At 71.9% G+C, this 18281-nt stretch carries 15 protein-coding genes and 1 pseudogene; 8 read left to right on the top strand and 8 right to left on the bottom strand.

Translation table 11 applies throughout. The features are described 5' to 3' along the window. The first annotated feature begins 154 nt into the window (after positions 1-154). Genes SY2F82_RS07990 through SY2F82_RS07965 form a run of 6 tightly spaced genes read left to right on the top strand, consistent with a single transcriptional unit; the run spans position 155 to position 6562 of the window. Positions 155-1495, top strand: a complete 1341-nt coding sequence (locus tag SY2F82_RS07990; RefSeq protein WP_200418250.1) for a peptide ligase PGM1-related protein — start codon at positions 155-157, stop codon at positions 1493-1495. Beyond that, positions 1495-2235: an SDR family NAD(P)-dependent oxidoreductase gene (locus tag SY2F82_RS07985; protein ID WP_200418249.1), complete on the top strand. Its 741-nt coding sequence runs from the start codon at positions 1495-1497 to the stop codon at positions 2233-2235. The genes SY2F82_RS07990 and SY2F82_RS07985 overlap by 1 nt, the downstream gene beginning before the upstream one ends. Before the next feature lie 25 nt (positions 2236-2260). After that, positions 2261-3502 carry an ATP-grasp domain-containing protein gene (locus tag SY2F82_RS07980; RefSeq protein WP_200418248.1) on the top strand — a complete coding sequence of 414 codons (1242 nt, stop codon included), beginning with the start codon at positions 2261-2263 and terminating at the stop codon, positions 3500-3502. A gap of 22 nt (positions 3503-3524) precedes the next feature. Next, positions 3525-4907 (top strand): peptide ligase PGM1-related protein, encoded by a 1383-nt coding sequence (locus SY2F82_RS07975; protein ID WP_200418247.1) that lies wholly within the window; start codon positions 3525-3527, stop codon positions 4905-4907. Then, complete coding sequence (locus SY2F82_RS07970) at positions 4904-5767, top strand: LLM class F420-dependent oxidoreductase (protein ID WP_200418246.1); 864 nt, start codon at positions 4904-4906, stop codon at positions 5765-5767. Before SY2F82_RS07975 ends, SY2F82_RS07970 begins: the two co-directional genes overlap by 4 nt. 30 nt (positions 5768-5797) lie before the next feature. Then, complete coding sequence (locus tag SY2F82_RS07965; RefSeq protein ID WP_200418245.1) at positions 5798-6562, top strand: class I SAM-dependent methyltransferase; 765 nt, start codon at positions 5798-5800, stop codon at positions 6560-6562. A gap of 123 nt (positions 6563-6685) precedes the next feature. Here SY2F82_RS07965 and SY2F82_RS07960 read toward each other — a convergent pair whose 3' ends face one another. After that, complete coding sequence (locus SY2F82_RS07960) at positions 6686-7786, bottom strand: glycosyltransferase family 4 protein (protein WP_200418244.1); 1101 nt, start codon at positions 7784-7786, stop codon at positions 6686-6688. 280 nt (positions 7787-8066) lie between these two features. Then, positions 8067-10205: an amylo-alpha-1,6-glucosidase gene (locus SY2F82_RS07955; protein WP_200418243.1), complete on the bottom strand. Its 2139-nt coding sequence runs from the start codon at positions 10203-10205 to the stop codon at positions 8067-8069. A gap of 396 nt (positions 10206-10601) precedes the next feature. On the opposite strand from SY2F82_RS07955, the gene SY2F82_RS07950 reads away from it, so the two are divergent. Continuing rightward, complete coding sequence (locus tag SY2F82_RS07950) at positions 10602-11690, top strand: cellulase family glycosylhydrolase (RefSeq protein ID WP_200418242.1); 1089 nt, start codon at positions 10602-10604, stop codon at positions 11688-11690. 22 nt (positions 11691-11712) lie between these two features. On the opposite strand, the pseudogene SY2F82_RS38725 reads toward SY2F82_RS07950, so the two are convergent. The 6 genes and pseudogenes from SY2F82_RS38725 to SY2F82_RS07925 form a co-directional block, all read right to left on the bottom strand. Then, positions 11713-11990, bottom strand: a pseudogene (locus SY2F82_RS38725) (hypothetical protein); the annotation flags it as partial. Positions 11991-11993: 3 nt separating this feature from the next. After that, entirely contained in the window at positions 11994-12464 is a 471-nt protein-coding gene (locus tag SY2F82_RS07945) for an ATP-binding protein (protein WP_200418241.1), read from the bottom strand. Positions 12465-12469: 5 nt separating this feature from the next. Beyond that, positions 12470-13156, bottom strand: coding sequence for an LUD domain-containing protein (locus SY2F82_RS07940; protein WP_200418240.1), 687 nt, complete (start codon positions 13154-13156; stop codon positions 12470-12472). Positions 13157-13196: 40 nt separating this feature from the next. After that, a complete protein-coding gene (locus tag SY2F82_RS07935) occupies positions 13197-14675 on the bottom strand; it encodes a LutB/LldF family L-lactate oxidation iron-sulfur protein (RefSeq protein WP_200418631.1) in 1479 nt (492 codons plus the stop codon). Between the two features lie 20 nt (positions 14676-14695). Then, positions 14696-15505 carry a (Fe-S)-binding protein gene (locus tag SY2F82_RS07930; protein ID WP_200418239.1) on the bottom strand — a complete coding sequence of 270 codons (810 nt, stop codon included), beginning with the start codon at positions 15503-15505 and terminating at the stop codon, positions 14696-14698. Positions 15506-15531: 26 nt separating this feature from the next. Beyond that, the gene (locus tag SY2F82_RS07925; RefSeq protein ID WP_200418238.1) at positions 15532-17283 is read right to left on the bottom strand and encodes an L-lactate permease; all 1752 of its coding nucleotides are present in this window, start codon (positions 17281-17283) and stop codon (positions 15532-15534) included. A gap of 205 nt (positions 17284-17488) precedes the next feature. On the opposite strand from SY2F82_RS07925, the gene SY2F82_RS07920 reads away from it, so the two are divergent. Next, on the top strand, positions 17489-18256 hold the full coding sequence (locus SY2F82_RS07920) for a FadR/GntR family transcriptional regulator (protein ID WP_236041265.1): 768 nt from the start codon (positions 17489-17491) through the stop codon (positions 18254-18256). Positions 18257-18281: the final 25 nt, after the last annotated feature.

The raw sequence follows: 18281 nt of genomic DNA, 5'->3' as shown, positions 1-18281 counted from the left end.
AAAAGCACCTACTCACTTGGGTAGGTGGGCGGTGATCCGCCTTTCTCCCCACCTACTCGGTCGGGTAGTTGCTGGAATTCGAAAGGCCCCTGGATCCTGTCCTTCGGTGTCGGTCGCTCACAAGGCGGAACCTTACCCGGAGGCAAGCACGACAATGGCCAAAATCATCATCGGAAACCAGTTGACCGAGGAGACCGTCGAAGGCGACCGCGCTCTCCCGGCCGAGTACCTCACCTACCTCGCCGCGGTGACCCACCGCCTGGCCTGGTGTGCGGGGGCGAACGACATCATCGTGCTGCCCACCGAACCGGACCCGGAATTCCTCTCGTACGTGTGGCGGAGACTCGGCATCGAGGATTCCCGTCCGGTTGTGCTGGTGCCGCCGCCGGGCCGCCAGGGAAGTGCGCTGCTCTACGACGACCGGCTGCACCATCCGGAATTCGTCGGGCAATTGAAGAAGCTCGCGGCCGAACGCGGCGCCGACCGGCTCCTTCCCTTCTACGTGGATGCCGCGATAACAGGCCTCGCGGAATCCCTGGAACTGAAGGATCCACTGCCCGCGGCAGCCTTCCTGCGAGCCGGCGGGAACGAACTCGTCAACAGCAAGACGTTCTTCCGTACGCTGGCCGCCGGGATCGGCATACCCGTGCCCCACGGCCGCACCGTCGCCTCCGTCGACGAGGCGGCGGAGTTCGTCCGGCCGCTGCTGCGCGCAGGGCAGCCGGTGATCGTCAAACAGGACGTGCACGGCGGCGGATACGGCAACGAGATCCTGACTCCGGCCGAGGGCCTTCAGGGGTACGGCGCCGAGCGCGTCACCGTGCTCGACCCCCTGGACGACACCGCCCTGCTCCGGCATCTGACCGGCGCGTGGGACCGCTACAGCCACGACGGCCGCCGCCGGGTCGTCGTGGAGGGGTACATCGACGGCTCCGTCCCCATCTACATCGAGCTGTACATCACCGACGAGGACGTCACCACCGTCGGCTACGGCGAGATGCGCATGGCGCCCGTCAACAACGGCCTGGTCATCCCGCCGCCCTCGGCGGACCTGCCGTCCTTCCCGGGCTTCCTGGACCACGCCCGGCGCATCGGCGACACCGTGCGGGCCCTCGGGTACCGGGGACCGATGAGCATCGACGCGATCGTCGTCCCCACCGGTGAGATCCTCTTCAACGAGTTCAACGGACGCGTCGGCGGCTCCACGCACATCCACCGTATCGGCGCCCATCTGCTGGGCCCCGAGCACTGGCGCGACCGTGCCCTCATCGCCCGCAGCCGCTGCGGCTGGGACTCCCTGGCCCGGGCGGTGGCGACCCTCGAGGAGCAGGGCCTCGCCTTCGACCCGGCGACCCGGACCGGGGTCGTCATCGCCGGCGACAGCCACGGCACGCCCGGCCCCTCCGGCCAGTGCCTCATCGTGGCCCCCGGCCTGCCCGAGGCACAGGCCATGGAGACCCGGCTGATCCGGGTCCTGGGCCTGGAGGACGACTGATGCGGACGGCCCTGGTGACCGGGGGTGGTTCCGGCATAGGACGGGCCACGGCCGTCGCCCTCGCGGCCCAGGGGGCGAAGGTGGTCGTGGCCGGCCGCCGGGCACACACGCTCATCGAAACCGTCAAGGCGATCGAGGAGAACGGCGGCACCGCCTCCCACGTCCTCGCCGACATCACGGTCCCCGATGAGGCGGCCCGCGCGGCCGGTGCGGCCGTCGACCGCTACGGCAGCCTGGACACCGCGGTCAACTGTGCCGGGCTGCCGTCCTGGGGCCTGACGGCCGACATGACCCCCGCCGAGTGGGAGGAGGTCGTCTCCGTCAACGTCAACGGCACCTGGCTGTGCATGAAGTACGAGATCGAGCACATGCTCCGCCAGGGCGGCGGCGCCATCGTCAACGTCTCGTCACGGATCGGGCCGCACATGCGCGTGACCCACCAGTCCGCGTACGCGGCCAGCAAGTCCGCGCTCAGCACGCTCACCCGCTCCGCGGCCCGCGAGTACATCCCGCACGGCATCCGCATCAACGCGGTCAGCCCCGGCCCCACCGACACCGCGATGGCCCTCTGGCCCGGTGAGACCCCCGCCGACCGGGACGACCGGGTGGCCCGCGACATCCCCGCCGGCCGCCTGGCCCGCCCCGAGGAGATCGCCGCCGCGGTGCTGTGGCTGGCCTCGCCCGCCGCGGCCTTCGTCGTGGGCCACGACCTGGTGATCGACGGCGGACTGAGCGCCTAGCCCGGACAAGAGAGGACGACCATCCATGTCCGCACTCCGTGTGGCCGTCGTCGACGGCTACTCCACCGGGGCGCAGCTCGTGAAGGAACTGCTCGACCGCGGCGCCGAGGTGCTGCACGTGCGCAGCGGCCCCACCCTCGCCCCGTACTACGTTCCCACCTTCCATCCCGCCGACTACGCCGAGGACCTCGGCTACGACCCCGACCCGGAGGCGGTCGCGGCCCGTCTCACCGAGCGCGGCGTGCGGCACGTCGTCGCCGGCACCGAGACCGGCGTCATCCTGGCCGACCGGCTGGCGCAGCTGGCCGGGCTGCCGGGCAACGACGTCGGCCTGGCGCCCGCCCGGCGCAGCAAGTTCCGTATGGCCGAGGTGCTGCGCGCGGCCGGCCTGGACGCCCCGCTCAGCACGCTGGTGACGACCGCCGACGAGGCAGCCCGGTGGTTCTCCGGCAGCGGACTGGACGCCGTGGTGGTCAAGCCGGTGGACAGCGCCGGCTCCGACCACGTCCGCATCTGCCGTACGGCTGCCGAGGCGCGGCGGGCCGCCGCAGCCGTGCTGGACACCGCGAACCTCTTCGGCCACCGCAACGACACCGCCCTGGTCCAGGAGTTCCTTCAGGGACCGGAGTACTACGTCAACACGGTCTCCGTGGAGGGCCGGCACATCGAGGTGGAGACCTGGCGGTACACCAAGGACCGCACCCCCGAGGGCGCGCCGGTCTTCGACTTCGAGGAACCCGCCGACCCCGGGGCACCGGAGATCCGCGACCTGCACGCCTACCTGTGGCGGGCGCTGACCGCGCTCGGCATCCGCACCGGCGCCGCCCACAGCGAGGTGGTGCTCACCGCCCGCGGTCCCGTGCTGATCGACCCTGGCGCCCGGCTGGGCGGGGGAGTGCTGCCCTGGGTCTCCGCGAAGCTCGCGGGCCACTCCCACGCCGGTCTGCTCGCCGCCGCGATCGCCAACCCGGCGGAGCTGTCAGCGGCCCGGCTGCCGCTGCGCTGGGAGCAGCCCGTCCGCTACGTCTCCCTGATCAACCACTTCCCCGGCACGGTCCGCGACCTTCAGTGGACGTCCCGCTTCAACGACCTGCCCACCGCGGTGGCCGTCGCCGCCGTCGCCCGTCCCGGCGACGTACTGCCCCGCACCCGGGACCTGTTGACCTCACCCGGCTTCGTCTACCTCAGCGCCGCCACCCGGGAGCGGATCGAGGCGGACTACCGGACGATCCGCACCTGGGAGAGCAGCCCTCTGTACACGTCATGACGCAAGGAGGCGAGGAGGCGGCATGGGGACGCTTGTGATCAGCAATCTGGGCAGGCTCATCACCGGCCATCCGGACGACGTCGGGGTCCTCGGCCCACCGGCGGCCTTCCAACCGCCCTACCTGCGCTATCTCCAGGCGCAGGCCCACCGCACCGTGTGGTTCGCCCGTCCCGGTGACGTGCTGCTCGTCCCGACCCCCGTCGACGGCGCGTTCCTGCGCCATGCCACGGCACTGCGCGGCTTCACGCCCGACGACCTGGACGTGCTGGTGCACGAGCCGGGCGCCGCCTTCGCGGACCGGCTGCGGGAGGCGGTGCGGCGCCGGGGCGTGGACCGGGCCTGGCCGTACTACCACGACCGTACGGCGGCCGCGCTGATCCGTGGACTCGGCCTGCCCGTCGGGGGATTCGCGGCTCAGGGCGGCGCCGAGCTGCTCAACAGCAAGGTGGTGTTCCGCGCACTCGCCGCGGGCGCGGGCGTCCCGGTCGCCGAGGGCAGGGTGCCCGTCTCCCGGGCCGACGCCGAGGAGTTCGTCCGGACACTGCTGGCGGACGGGCGCAGCGCCGTCGTGAAGCAGGACTTCCATGTCGGTGGGCTGGGCAACGAGATCGCGAGCCCGGCACCGGGCCTCCTCCCGATCGGCGCCAACCGGGTCGAGACCTGCACGGACGAGGAGGCCGTGGCGCGGTTCGTCGCCCGTCGGTGGGGTCCCGACGACGCACCGGGCCGCCCCCCGATCGTCGTCGAGCACTACGTCCCCGGCTGCAGGTCGGTCTACGCCGGCTACCGGATCGGCGAGAGGGGGGTGTCCCTGTACGGGCACGGCGAGATGCGCATGACGCCCGTCATCAACGGGCTGATCACACCGAGTCCTTCGGCCGGTACGGCGGAGTTCGCCCGCTTCCTTCGCCACGCCGAGCGGCTGGCCGGTGCTGTGCGCGCCCTGGGCTACCGCGGGCAGCTCAGCGTGGACGGCGTGCTGACGCCCGACGGCGACACGTTCCTCACGGAGATCAACGCCCGCTCCGGCGGTGCCACGCACGACCACTGCATCCTGCGCACACTGGTCGGCCGGGACGACCGGGTGCTTCTGGACCGCCGTCGCTGCGACTTCCCGCCCCTGGGCCCGCTGTTGGCGGAGCTGCACACGCAGGGCCTGGCCTTCGACCCGGTGAGCCGCACGGGTGTGGTCGTCACGGTCCACGACGGCGGCACCGGCTCGGAGACCGGCGAGTTCGCCGTGATCGCGGAGGACCTGGCGGCCGCCGAACAGGCGGAGAAGGCGGTCGAGGCCCTGCTGCGCGAGCGGGACGGTGACGCGGCGGCGGGGAGTGCGGAGCAGGGCACGGACACCGACACCGATACCGACACCGACACGGACACGGCGACGGGGGACACGGCATGAGGATCGGCATCTCCACCTTCGTGACGGACGAGGGCATCGGCCCGGTCGACCTCGGCAGGGCGCTGGAGGAGCGCGGATTCGAGTCGCTGTTCGTCGCTGAGCACACGCACATCCCGGTCAAGCGGGAGACCCCGTACGTCCCCAACCGCGAGATGTACTGGCCGGCGTACGGCGAGCTGCCCAGGATCTACTACCGGACCATTGATCCCTTCGTCACGCTCACCGCCGTGGCCACCGTGACCCGGCGCCTGCTGGTGGCCACCGGCGTCGCTCTCGTCGTCGAGCGGGAACCGATCAACCTGGCCAAACAGGTGGCCTCCCTGGATCTGCTCTCGGGCGGACGGCTGCTCGTCGGCGTGGGCGCCGGCTGGAACCGCGAGGAGATGCGCAACCTCGGCACCGACCCGCGCATCCGCATGGCCCTGATGCGTGAGCGCGTCCTCGCGATGAGGGAGATCTGGATGCGGGAAGAGGCCGAGTTCCACGGCGAGTTCGTGGACTTCGACCCCATCAGGTCCTGGCCGAAGCCGGTGCAGCGGCCGCATCCGCCGGTCCTGGTCGGCGGTGACGGGCCCGGTGTCCTCGACCGTGTCCTGGAGTACGGCGACGGCTGGGTGCCGATCCTCGGCAAGTCGGTCCACGCACTGGCCGCCCGGATCGCGGAACTCGCCGTGCGCGCCGAGGAAGCGGGCCGCGCCCCCGTTCCCGTGACCGTCTACGGCGTACCGCCCGACCGCGAGGTGCTGGCCGGCCTCGCCGAGGCGGGCGCCGACCGGGCGCTGCTGCAGCTGCCGACCGCACCCCGGGACGAGTCGCTGCGCGAACTCGACCGGTTCGCCGCGTTGAAGGACAACCTCTGAAACGGGTTGCGACGGAGAGGAAGAAGACTGATGCTTCCACCGGTCGACTACAGCCGACGCCTCTTCGCGGGATACGCCCGCGGACGCGCGCTGACCGAACGGACCGCGGCCGTGTGGCGGGCGGCGTTCACCCGCCATGCTCCCCCGGAACGCCCGCTCACCGTCCTCGACCTGGGCTGCGGGGTGGGCCGCTTCACCCCGCTGCTCGCCGAACTGTTCGGTGGCCCGGTGTACGGGGTGGAGCCCGCCGACCGGATGCGCGCGGTCGCCGAGACCGACAACGCGCACCCCGCCGTCACCTATCTGGCCGGCGACGCGGGTGCCGTACCGCTCGGCGCGGACACCTGCGATCTGGCGCTGCTCTTCCTGGTCTTCCATCACGTGCCGGACCGGGCCGCGGCCACCGCCGAACTCGCCCGCGTGCTGCGTCCCGGCGGCAGGGTCCTGTTGCAGAGCAGCTTCTCGGGCCGTCTGGAGGAGCGGACGTGGTTCCGCTACTTCCCCCGCGCCCGCGAGGTCGAGGACGCGATGTTCCCGACGTACGAGGAGGTCGTCGCGGTGTTCACGGCCGCGGGGTTCGCACTCGACGGCGTCGACCGCGTCGAGTGCGAGGTCGCGCCGTCCCTCGCGGCGTACGCGGACAAGCTGCGGCATCGCGCCGTCCCGACCTTCGAGTACCTCGACGAGGAAGAGATCCGGGCCGGCTTCGCGGCCCTCGACGCGGACGTCACCCGGGCCGGTGACACGGGTCCCGTCCGGGAACCGGCCGACCTCATGGTGTTCCGCCTGGCATGAGGTGTTCCGCGCCCCGGGCGGCGCGGGCGGGGCGAGCAGCCCTGCCTCCGCCCGCGCCTGCCTCCGCCCGCGCCTGCCTCGACGCCGTGCGCCGCAGCGTCCGCCGGGACCCGGACCCGGCCGTCAGGCCACCGGCAGCATGTCCTCCCGCCCGGGTGCGGGCACCAGCGGCGCCGGGGCCGTCGTGGCGGCGGCGATCACCTTGCGGTACACCGCCTCGTACCCGGCCGCCATGGTCTCCGGCTGGAAGCGCTCGATGACATGGTTGCGGCAGTCCCGCGAGTCGATCCCGCCCACCGCCTCGATGGCGTCCGGAAGTTCGGCGGCGTTGTCGCGGACCAGGCCGGTGACGCCGTCGAGCACGACCTCCGGCACCGAGCCGCGGCGCAGGGTGACCACCGGCGTGCCGCACACCATCGCCTCGATCATCACCATTCCGAACGGCTCCTCCCACTGCAGCGGGAAGAGCAGGCAGCGCGCCCGGGCCAGCAGGTGCTTCTTGCGCTCGCCCGTCACCTCGCCGAGCCACTCCACGCCCCGGCCCAGGCGAGGCTTGATCTCGGCCTCGAAGTAGGCGTGTTCGGCGGGCTCGCTGCACTTGGCGGCCAGCTTGATCTCACGGCCCGCCGCGAGGGCGGCGTCGATGGCCAGGTGCATGCCCTTGTCGGGGGTGCAGCGGCCCAGGAAGAAGACCCAGTCCTCCTTGTCCCTCCGGTAGGGGAAGTCGCGGGCGCGCAGGGCGTTGTGCACCGTGCCGGCCCAGTTGAGGTCGGGTGCCTGCGAGCGCTGCGACTCCGAGATGGCGACGAGGTGCACGCTGTCGCCCAACTGCCGGTAGTAGTCGCCGGGTTCGCCGTCCAGCGGGCCGTGCGTGGTGACCACGGTGGGCACGCTCCGGCCACGGGCCAGCAGCGGTCCTGCGAGGGTGTGGTCGTGGACGACGTCGACGTCGAGGTCGTCCAGCAGGCGTCCGACGGCCGCGGTGTGCCACACCTCGGGCAGCGGTTCGCCGAGGCGGGGGCCCTGGGGCACGTCGTAGGTGCGCAGCATGCGGTGGGCGCGGGTGCCGTTGCGGCCCGCCGCGATCAGGGTGACGTCGTGGCCGCGGGCGACCAGCGCGTCGGTGAGGTCGGCGCACATCGCCTCGATGCCCCCGTAGCCGCGCGGCGGGAGCTCGAACCACGGCGGCGCGACCATGGCGATACGAAGCGGCCGGTTGCTCACGTACGGCTCCTTTCGTCATGTGTGGGCCTCGGGGGCGTGCCCCAGCGGCTCACGGTCGCGCCCAGGCCTCCGCGCACGGCACGGCGACGCCTCGCCATGGCGCGCCATGTCATGCCCGGATGCGCGGGCGGCGGATGTGGGTGTCACCGGCCGCGGGCAGCGTCGACCGCGGCGGTTCGCGAGGAGGGAAAGTCTCCGGGGGAGTGTGAGGAGGGAAAGTCTCCGGGGGAGTGTGAGGAGGGAAAGTCTCCGGGCGAGTGGGCAGGAACGCTGCGGAGCGTCAGCGCGGCGGGTCCACCGCCGTGCAGGCGCACCGCTCCTGGGTCACCGTCACGCCCGACGGCAGCCCGGTGACCTCGGCGGTGCCGTCCTCGGTGACCGTCACGCCGACCCGTGCCGTGCCCACCGGTACGTCGGTCAGGCGCAGGGCGCCGAAGCGGGCGGGCAGGTGCGGGTCGAGGCGGACCACGCCGTGCGGGACGCACACCTCGGCGCCCAGCAGCACGCGCAGCAGGTGCAGGGGCGTGGCGGACGCCCAGGCCTGCGGTGAGCAGGCGGCCGGGTACGGCACCGGCCGGCCGTACTCGGTGCGGTCGAAGCCGCACAGCAGCTCCGGCAGCCTCCCGCCGAAGGCCGCCGCGGCGTCCAGGACGGCCTCGGCGACGCGCCGGGCGTGGTCGGTGAAGCCGTAGCGCATGAGCCCGGCGGCGACGATGCCGCTGTCGTGCGGCCACACCGAGCCGTTGTGGTAGCTCATCGGGTTGTACGCGGCCATGGAGGTGGCCAGGGTGCGCACCCCCCAGCCGCTGAACATCTCGCGCGACAGCAGCCGTTCGGCGACCGCGTGCGCCCTGTCGACGTCGACGATGCCGGTCCACAGGCAGTGCCCCATGTTGGAGACGAGCGCGTCCACCGGCTGCTTCTCGCCGTCCAGTGCCTCGGCGTACCAGCCCTGCTCCGGCAGCCAGAACCGTTCGTTGAAGCGCTCCTTGAGCTGCCGCGCCCGCTTGTGCCAGTGCCCGGCCGCGTCCGGGTCGTCGAACCGCTCGGCGAGCAGCGCCCGTGCCCGATAGGCGCCGTAGACGTAACCCTGGACCTCGGCGAGCGCGATGGGGGGCTCCGCGATCCTGCCGTCGGCACTGTTCACGCCGTCCCAGGAGTCCTTCCAGCCCTGGTTGGCCAGGCCCCGGTCGGTCGCCCGCCGGTACTCGACGAACCCGTCGCCGTCCCGGTCACCGTACTCGTCGATCCAGGTCAACGCCCGGTCGGCATGCGGCAGCAGCGCGCGTACGGCATCCGGTTCGACGCCCCAGCGGCACAGCTCCCCGAGCAGCATCACGAACAGGGGAGTGGCGTCGACGGTGCCGTAGTAGACCGTGCCGCCGAGCGCGAGTGACGCCTCGACACCGAACCGCAGCTCGTGCGGGATGCGGCCGGGCTCCTCCTCGGTCACCGGGTCGGTCTTCGTGCCCTGGTGGCGGGCGAGCGTCTGGGCGGTGCCGAGGGCGAGCTGGGGGTCGAGGGGCAGCGACATCAGCGCCGTGAGGATCGAGTCCCGCCCGAACAGCGCCATGAACCAGGGCGCGCCGGCCGCCACGACGGGTGTGTCGGGCCGCTCGGGGTCGAAGATCCTGAGCGCCCCCAGGTCCTGGCGGCTGCGGCGCAGGGTCAGCGCCAGCGATTCGTCGCCCACCCGGATCCGCGGCCCCGACGCCCGCCACTCGGTGGTCCGCACCGAGGGCCCGGCCTGCTCCACCGGCCGCTCCAGCGGGAACGACGTCGGCGTCTCCACCCCGTCGATCACCGGAGTGACCAGCACCGACGACCGCCAGGTGCCGCGCGGCGGGACGACCGCCCGGAAGGTGAGCTGCCCGGGCGAGCTGATCGCTCCCTCGGCGACGATTCGCACCCCGCGGCTCTCCCCGCGCCACTGCCGGGTCAGGGCGAGGACCCCGTCGCCGTAGTCGACGCCGTACTGGCCGCGCGGCCGGACCCGCCCCTCCTTCACCTCGAACAGGTCGGCGAAGTCGGCCTCGACGCGCAGTGTGAGCACACAGGCGGCGGCCTCGTTGCCGAGGTTGCGCAGCACCAGGTCCTCGCGCATGCCCGCGCCCACGAAGCGGCGCCGCTCGAGCAGGACGGTGGCCTCGCTGTACCCGGGACGCGGCCGGGCCCGCCCCAGGAACAGGGCCTCGTACGGCTCCTGCGCGATGACGGAGAGCGGGTCGATCTCCTCGTCGTCCAGGCGCAGTTGCCACACGGACAGGATGCGGGTGTCGCGGTGGAAGAGCCCGTGGGGCGTGCCCGGCACGAGATCCCCGCCCCGCTCGGACAGGCAGAAGGACGACCCTTCGATCAGGGTCACGGAGTCCCCACCGCTCTGCGTGGCTTCCCCGGCGAACGTCCAGCCCTCGCCCATCGATCACCGTCCTCGTGAGAAGTCCTCGTGAGAAAGACGATTCGACCGGGTTTTCTTATACGACGAAGCTCAACTTTCCTGCAAGTCCGCATACGGCTTCCGCGGTGCGCCCGGCCCACGTCCCGAGCGGCCGAACCCAGCGGCCGAACCCGCAGGCCCCTTCCCGTAATGGTTTGACGAAGTCCTGTCGGATGTCTTGACACCCCCGGCCGACTGCGGCGAGGCTCTCGCCCGAAAGGTGATCGTCCGAGCGTGACTGCACGTCAGGCTCCCGTGGCTTCTTTTCCGTGCCTGCCGCTGCCGCCCCAGGGCGCCGCAGGTTCTTCCTCCCCCGTCCGCGGTTTCGCGCGTCCGCACGCCGTCTCGCACCGCACCCGCACAGGAAGGTCCCCGCACATGTTCCGCTCCGTCCGCAGGGCCGCACACCGCACCACCCGGCTCACCCGCACCGTCATCGCGGCGGCGGTCGCCCTCAGCAGCGGTGCCCTCATCGGACTGGCCACCGTCCCGGCATCGGGCGCCGACAGACCGGCCGCCTCCCTCAACCCCAGCCAGTTCAACGGCGTGAACTGGGCCGACCCCCGCGACAACTACGCCAACGACCCCGTGGTCCTGTCCGGGCTGAGCCTGTCCGACGACTACGCCACCACGTACGCCAAGGCCGGCGGCGTCATCAAGGGATTCCGCAAGAACCTCCAGGCCGACACGGTGCGCCTGCCGATCAACCCCTACACCGTGAACGGCTCGTACTGGAGCTCCTACCGCGCCGTCATCGACGCCGCCACCGCCCACGGCTTCAAGGTCATACTCAGCTACTGGGAGGGCACCGGGGCCCAGAAGGACGGCTTCGTCGACAACCTGCCGGACTTCTGGCGCATGTGGGGCACCGTCACCAGCGCCTACCAGCGCAACCCGCTGGTCTACTTCGAGCCGATGAACGAGCCGCACGGCTACACCGCGGGGGCGTGGGCCGACCTGGCGGCGCAGTGGATCGGCACCTACCCGTCCGTCCCCAGGAACAGGATCTTCGTCAGCGGCAGCGGCTACAACGACAGCGTCGTCAGCGTCTGCGCGGACCACCGCCTCGACGGCACGTACCTGTCCCTGCACCACTACGGCTTCTGGAAGCAGAGCGCCACCTACTCGGAGTGGGTCGGCGACCTCAAGGCGCGCATCGGCTCGTGTGCCTCCCGCACGGTCGCGGACGAGTTCGGCGCGCCCATGACCACCGGCCTGGACTACAACCAGCCCGCCTCGGCGAGCACCGACCCGAACTCGGTCGCCTTCATCCAGGCCGACACGGACGTCTTCCGCGAGCTCCACATGGGATCGGTCTACTGGCCGGGCCTGCGCACCGGCGACATCTACAGCATCCAGACCCTGACCGGCAGCGGCACCCGCCTGGGCCTCGCCACCACCAACGCCTCCGGCGCGGACCGCCTGGCCTGGGCGTGGGGCAAGGGGCACCCGGCGACCGAGAACTGACGCGAGAACTGATCGAGAACCAGCGGGGCCAGTGTGTGAGCGCCACGTGCAGGGCATCCACGGCCTTGTCCCAGGACGCCTGTACGACACACGTGGCGCTCGGAAGCCGCCGGTCGCCTCCAGGGCGCGGCAACCGCGCGAAGGCGGCCGACGCTCCCCCCCGGCGCGTCCGGCGACGGCGGCCGCGATGTGGTCGGTCATCAAGCCGCCTGCCGGCAGGGCGATGCGGGTGCGCAGGTCCTGCACATTCCCGACGTGCGGACAGAGGCCGGCGTCCTTCACGCCGAAGTGGCGTGCCACGCGCTACACGGCCGCCAGGAGTGCCCAGGCGGTCGTGCCATGCCGCGTGTGATGCACTCCGCAGCGCTGGGTCAGCGTCTCCACCATCCACAGGCCCCTGCCGCTCTCCGCCATGTTGCCGTCGCGGGTGGGCCGTGCGTTCGGCCGTCGCCACCGCCCGCTGTCGACGACTTCTATCCGCAGCTCGGAGGGGCCGCGGAAAAGGCGCAAGGTGAGTTCGGAGGCACCGCTGTGCACAACGGTGTTGGTGACGAACTCCGAGATGACGACGTCTGCCGACTCGGCCGTCGCTTCCCCGACGCCCCATGCCGCCAGCCGGCTGCGTGCGAAGGCCCTGGCCCGCGCCGGCGTACGCCGCTCGGCGGGCCAGGTGCAGCACGCGGTCGCCGACGCCCTGGCGTCCTCGGGGCGGGGCGGGGGAGTGGGCAGGGATGACCCGCCGCCGCGGTTCGGCAGTCGGTCAAGCGTGGGCATCACTCTCACCTCCCTGGCGCACCGGCCCTGGACGCCGGTGGAGAGGTTCCCTGCACGACAAGGACCTCCAACGTGCGCGGGCCGTGCACGCCTTCGACCCGCTCGAGTTCGATGTCACTGGTCGCCGACGGGCCTGAGACGAACGTCAGCGGCCGTGTCGGGTCCAGCCCGGCGAGTGCTTCGGGCACGGATGCCACGACCTGCTCGGTGCGCACGATGCACAGGTGGTAGTCGGGCAGCAGGGTCAGCGCGCGCCGTCCCTGGCCCGCGCCGCCGTCCAGCACGAGCGTTCCGGTCGAGGCGATGGCGGAGGCCACCGTGGTGACCACCCCACCGGTGCGCTCCAGGTCGGCCACCGGAAGCCGGGGAGTGTCGCTGAGCACCCGGTCCGGATCCAGCGCGGAGCGCCACGGGCCGGGGAAGCCCTCGGGGACCACCACGCAGTCGGCTCCGCGTGCGGCGACGGCCTGACGCACGGCCCCGGCGACCTCGTCCGGGGCCACCCGCCGCACAACGGCCCCGTAGTCGCCCAGCCGCTCGGCCAGGAGGTCCACCGCGGCGGACGACCCGGGCGGCGGCATGCCGCCAAGGGAGTAGTCCCGCGGCACGGGGACGTCCTCGGGGCGTTCACCGGCCGGGACGTCCGCCAGTGCCCGGCGGATGCGGTCCAGCACCTCGGTGCGTGCGTTCATGGGGGTCTCCTCACGTACGGAGCGGCCTGGAGGCCGGCAGTCAGCGGTCTTCGCCCAACGGGGCGGGACGCGCGGGTCCTTGGTCCTCGGACCGGGAATGTCGGTGGGTCCTCCTCCACCAGGCCCGGAAGCTCTCGGCGGCCGGGGCCGGCGCGTCACGGGCGTCGGTCCACCCGGCCGCCGGGCCGGGCAGGCGGCCCACCTTTCCGCCGCGGGTGACCAGCCGCCCGGCCACGGAGGCCGTGCGCTGCGCGGCCGCCAGGCGGGACGGACCGGAGAACACCCAGCGTGCGGCCGCCATCGCCATCCGTTCCGGCTTCGGCAGCAGCCGCCCGCGTTGCTCGTCGACGACCCGGGCCCGCAGATGGACCAGCACCTCCGGGATGTCGATCTTGACGGGGCAGACCTCATAACAGGCGCCGCACAAGGTGGAGGCGTACGGCAGCGAACGGTCCACCGCCGAGGCCGTGCCCCTCAGTTGCGGGCTGAGCACGGCACCGATCGGGCCGGGGTAGACGGACCCGTAGGCGTGACCGCCCACGCGCTCGTAGACGGGGCAGACGTTCAGGCAGGCCGAGCAGCGGATGCAGTTCAGTACCTGCCGGCCGATCGGGTCGGCGAGTGCGTCGGTCCGGCCGCCGTCCACAAGCACCAGATGGAAGGTGCGCGGTCCGTCGTCGGCAGTCGCTCCGGTCCAGGTGGAGGTGTACGGGTTCATCCGCTCCCCGGTGGAGGAGCGGGGCAGCAACTGCAGGAAGATCTCGAGGTCCTGCCAGGTGGGGACGACTTTCTCGATGCCGGCCACCGAAATCAGCGTCTCCGGCAGGGTCAGGCACATCCGCCCGTTGCCCTCCGATTCGACCACGACCGCGGTTCCTGTCTCGGCGACGAGGAAGTTCACGCCCGAGACGGCCACCTTCGCCCGCAGGAACTTCTCCCGCAGGTGCGACCGGGCGGCCGCTGCCAGCCGCTTGGGGTCGTCGGTCAGATCGGCGGGTGCGGCGGTGCCGTGCGTGCCCATCGTCTGAAGGAAGATCTCCCGGATCTCCGCACGGTTGCGATGGATCGCGGGCACCAGGATGTGCGAGGGGCGGTCCTCACCGAGCTGGACGATCAGTTCGGCCAGATCCGTCTCGTATGCCGCGATACCCGCCTCGGCCAGCGCGGCGTTGAGGCCGATCTCCTGGGTGACCATCGACTTGACCTTGAGGACCTCCCGTTCACCGGTCGCGCGTACCAGGTCGACGACGATCTGCGAGGCCTCCTCGGCGTCCCGCGCCCAGTGCACCTGCCCGCCGGCCGCCGTGACCCGCTCCTCCACCTGCAGCAGATAGCGGTCCAGATGGCGCAGCGTGCGCTCCTTCACGGCCCGCCCCGCCTCGCGGAGCTCCTCCCAGTCGGCCAACTCGCCCACCGCCTCGGCCCGCTTGCCGCGGATGACGGCGGTGGCGTGCGCGAGATTCCCCCGCAACCGGGTGTCGGCCAGGGCAGTGCGGGCGGCGTCGGGGAACGCCGGCATGCCCAGGAACGTCGTGTCCTTCACCGGGCCTCCCTCCCTTCGGGGTTGTCGCAGGACGCGGGCACGGGCGCGTGCGGCGCAGGCGCGCCGGCCGGTGCCGCCGCGGTCTCGGTGGCGGCCAGGATCTCCGCGAGGTGCAGGGTGCGGACCCCCGTGCGCAGTCGGGACAGCAGCCCGCCGATGTGCATCAGGCAGGAGTTGTCGCCCGCGCACACCACCTCAGCGCCGGTGTCGAGCACGTGCCGTACCTTGTCCGCGCCCATCGCCACGGAGGTGTCGGCGTTCTTCAGCGCGAACGTGCCGCCGAAGCCGCAGCACTCCTCGGCTGCCGGGAGTTCGACCAGATCGATGCCGCGGACAGCGCGCAGCAGAGTGAGCGGCCGGTCGCCCACGCCGAGCACCCGCAGCGAGTGGCAGGTCGGGTGATAGGTGACCCGATGCGGGAAGTACGCCCCGACATCCGTCACCCCGAGCACGTCGACCAGGAACTCCGACAGCTCATACACCCGCGGCATGCCCTGGACGGCCGCCGCGAGCCGGGCATCGCCCGCCGCCTGGGCCACCCGCCCGTGGTACTCGCGCACCATGGCCGCGCACGAACCCGACGGGGTGACCACCGCGTCGTATCCGGCGAACACCTCGGTGAAGCGCTGCACAAGGGGCACGCACTCGCGCTGGTAGCCGGTGTTGAAGTGCATCTGGCCGCAGCAGGTCTGTCCCTCGGGGAAGTCCACTTCGCAGCCCAGACGCTGAAGCACAGTCACCACCGCCCGTCCGGTCGCGGGGAAGAGGGTGTCGTTGAAACAGGTGATGAACAGGGCGATCCGCATGTTTTCCTCCTCTGCGCGGCGGCGCGTTACGGCAGCATCCACGCCAGGACGTTGGACTGCAGGAAGACCAGCAGGCACAGAGCCAGCAGGAGCAACAGGCTCCATCGGATGGCCGCTCTGAACAGCTCCGCCTCGCGGCCCATCAGCCCCACGGCGGTGGCCGCGATGGTGAGGTTCTGCGGACTGATCATCTTGCCGACGACGCCGCCGGAGGTGTTGGCGGCCACCAGCAGGGTCGGATCGAGGCCGGCCTTGGTGGCGGCGGTCTGCTGCAGCGTCGCGAACAGCGCGTTGGCCGAGGTGTCCGATCCGGTCACCGCCGTACCGAGCCAGCCGAGGACCGGCGACAGGAAAGCGAAGGCCGTACCCGCACCGGCGATCCAGGTGCCGATGGTGATGGTCTGGCCCGACAGGTTCATCACGTACGCCAGCGCCAGGACGGCTGCCACGGTCAGCATCGCCCAGCGGAGTCTGGCGGCCGTGGCGGCGAACTCACGGCCCGCACGCGCCGGGCTCACCCGGTACAGCAGGGCGACCACGACGCCCGACAGGACGAGCAGGGTGCCGGGGGAGGAGAGCCAGGGGAAGGTGTAGACCGTGGCGGACGACGGCTTCCCGGCGGCGGTGAGGACCTGCCCGTCGAGTCCGGGCCAGGCGATCTTGAGGTCGGTGGAGGCGAGGAACTCCTTGACCGGGGCGACCAGCTTGGCCACCGAGAAGATCGCGATGATGATCAGATAGGGGGCGAAGGCCATCGCGATCCGCGCGGCGTCCGGGTGCTCCGCTCCCGCCCGGCCGGGTGCGGGGAGGGCGCGGGTGGTGGCGGTGCCCCCGGTTCCCGGCCGGCCGGGAACCGCGGCCGGTCCGCCCGTGGCGTCGGCGGGCGAGCCAGGGCCGCGCGCCGCGCTCTCCGCGTCGCCGCCCTCGGCCTGGGCGCGCAGATCGGCGCTCGCCCGAGCCCCGCCCTGCGGCCGCCAGACACGCAGGAAGAGGACGGCGGCGACCAGGCCGGCGAGCGAGGCGACGATGTCGGTCAGCTCCACGGACAGGTAATTGGAGCTGACGAACTGGGCCAGCCCGAACACCGCACCGCACACCAGCGCCGCCGGCCAGGTCTGCCGCACGCCGCGCCGACCGTCGACCAGAGCCACCAGCAGCAGCGGCACGAACAGCGCGAGCAGCGGCGTCTGGCGTCCCGCATAGGCGCCGATGTCCGTGTAGGGGATCTTGGTGAGGTTGCCGGCGGTGATGATCGGGATCGCGATCGCGCCGAAGGCGACCGGGGCCGTGTTGGCGACCAGGACCGTCACGGCCGCCCGCATGGGGGCGAAGCCGAGCCCCATGAGCATCACTCCGGTGATCGCCACCGGGGCGCCGAATCCCGCCAGTGCCTCGAGGAGCCCTCCGAAACAGAAGGCGATGATGATCGCCTGAATGCGGGGGTCGTCGCTGATCAGGCCGAACGCTCGGCGCAGGTCCTCGAACCGGCCGCTGACTTCGGTCAGCTGATACACCCAGATCGCCGCCAGCACGATCCACATGATCGGAAACAGCCCGAAGGCCGCTCCCTCGCTCGCCGACAGCAGGGCGAGATCTCCGGGCATGCGGTAGCCGAACACCGCGACGGCCACGGCCACGGCGAGCGACGCCAGGCCCGCCCAGTGGGCCTTCCATCGCGCGCCTCCGAGCAGCGCGAACAGCGTGAGCAGGGGGAGTGCCGAGACGAGCGAGGACGCCGCGAGGCTGTCGGCGACCGGGGAGAGATCAGGCTGGAACATGCAGCACCTCACATGCGGCCTTGGTCGGACCGCCTTTGGTCAGACCATGCTTTGGACTTCCACGCTAAGCAGCGGTTTCCGGCCATGTCTAGATGTCGATCCAGGAAATTTACTTTGGTCAGACCAAATACTGGGCGCGCCAAGCTATGATCGGAAGCGGACGCGGCTGAGCATGCGAGCCGCCAACGCGCTGAGAGGGCATTCCATGGCTGAGACGACCGCGGCGTGGGAGCCGGTGCCGCGCTCCCGCACCTTCGAGCTCGTCCTCGCGCGGATCGAGGAGCAGATCCTCTCGGGCAACCTCCGTGTCGGCGACCGCCTCCCACCCGAGCGCGAGCTGGTCGATCTCCTGGGCGTCAGCCGTGCCGCCGTCCGCGAGGCGCTGCGTGTCCTGGAGGCTCAGGGCGTCCTGCGCTCGCGCGTGGGCACCGGCCCCACCTCGGGCAGCATCATCGCCGCCATGCCCAGCCACGGCCTCACGCAGTTGCTGCGCCTGCACATCGCGCTTGCCAACTTCCCCCTGGGCGACGTCGTCGAGGCCCGTGCCACCCTCGAGCGCAGCAGTGCCCGCCTCGCCGCCACCAAGGCCACCGAGGAGGACCTTGCCCGAATGCGCGAGCCGCTGGAGCGCATGGACGCGATCGGCCTGTCGCGAGAAGAGTTCAACGACTACGACACCGATTTCCACGCCGCCATCGCCGAAGCCGGCGGCAACCGGCTCATGACCGACATGACCGTCGCCGTGCGCAGCGCCGTCCGCCGCACCCTCCTGACCGCCTTCCACAAGATCGACGACTGGGAGGAGGTCGCCGCGCGGCTGCGCGCCGAGCACCACGCGGTGTACGACGCCATCGCGGCGGGAGACGCGGAAGCGGCCGGCGACCTGGTGGAGGCGCACGTGCGCGGCTTCCACCACGACATCGTCCGCGCGGTCGTGGAGGACCCGGAAGGCGGTATCACCGGGGTGTGGTGAGGGCGCTGCGCCTACGGACCCGGGC

Source organism: Streptomyces sp. Y2F8-2, assembly GCF_014905555.1.
Lineage (GTDB): Bacteria > Actinomycetota > Actinomycetes > Streptomycetales > Streptomycetaceae > Streptomyces > Streptomyces cynarae.
This window is presented reverse-complemented; position numbering and strand designations above follow the sequence as displayed.

Bases quoted from the DNA above. Each gene is read 5' to 3' on its own strand.
- SY2F82_RS07990 (WP_200418250.1), top strand. From the start codon at position 155: ATGGCCAAAATCATCATCGGAAACCAGTTGACCGAGGAGACCGTCGAA.
- SY2F82_RS07975 (WP_200418247.1), top strand. From the start codon at position 3,525: ATGGGGACGCTTGTGATCAGCAATCTGGGCAGGCTCATCACCGGCCAT.
- SY2F82_RS07925 (WP_200418238.1), bottom strand. From the start codon at position 17,283: ATGTTCCAGCCTGATCTCTCCCCGGTCGCCGACAGCCTCGCGGCGTCC.
- SY2F82_RS07950 (WP_200418242.1), top strand. From the start codon at position 10,602: ATGTTCCGCTCCGTCCGCAGGGCCGCACACCGCACCACCCGGCTCACC.
- SY2F82_RS07955 (WP_200418243.1), bottom strand. From the start codon at position 10,205: ATGGGCGAGGGCTGGACGTTCGCCGGGGAAGCCACGCAGAGCGGTGGG.
- SY2F82_RS07940 (WP_200418240.1), bottom strand. From the start codon at position 13,156: ATGAACGCACGCACCGAGGTGCTGGACCGCATCCGCCGGGCACTGGCG.
- SY2F82_RS07920 (WP_236041265.1), top strand. From the start codon at position 17,489: ATGGCTGAGACGACCGCGGCGTGGGAGCCGGTGCCGCGCTCCCGCACC.
- SY2F82_RS07935 (WP_200418631.1), bottom strand. From the start codon at position 14,675: ATGCCGGCGTTCCCCGACGCCGCCCGCACTGCCCTGGCCGACACCCGG.
- SY2F82_RS07930 (WP_200418239.1), bottom strand. From the start codon at position 15,505: ATGCGGATCGCCCTGTTCATCACCTGTTTCAACGACACCCTCTTCCCC.
- SY2F82_RS07970 (WP_200418246.1), top strand. From the start codon at position 4,904: ATGAGGATCGGCATCTCCACCTTCGTGACGGACGAGGGCATCGGCCCG.
- SY2F82_RS07980 (WP_200418248.1), top strand. From the start codon at position 2,261: ATGTCCGCACTCCGTGTGGCCGTCGTCGACGGCTACTCCACCGGGGCG.
- SY2F82_RS07985 (WP_200418249.1), top strand. From the start codon at position 1,495: ATGCGGACGGCCCTGGTGACCGGGGGTGGTTCCGGCATAGGACGGGCC.
- SY2F82_RS07965 (WP_200418245.1), top strand. From the start codon at position 5,798: ATGCTTCCACCGGTCGACTACAGCCGACGCCTCTTCGCGGGATACGCC.
- SY2F82_RS07945 (WP_200418241.1), bottom strand. From the start codon at position 12,464: ATGCCCACGCTTGACCGACTGCCGAACCGCGGCGGCGGGTCATCCCTG.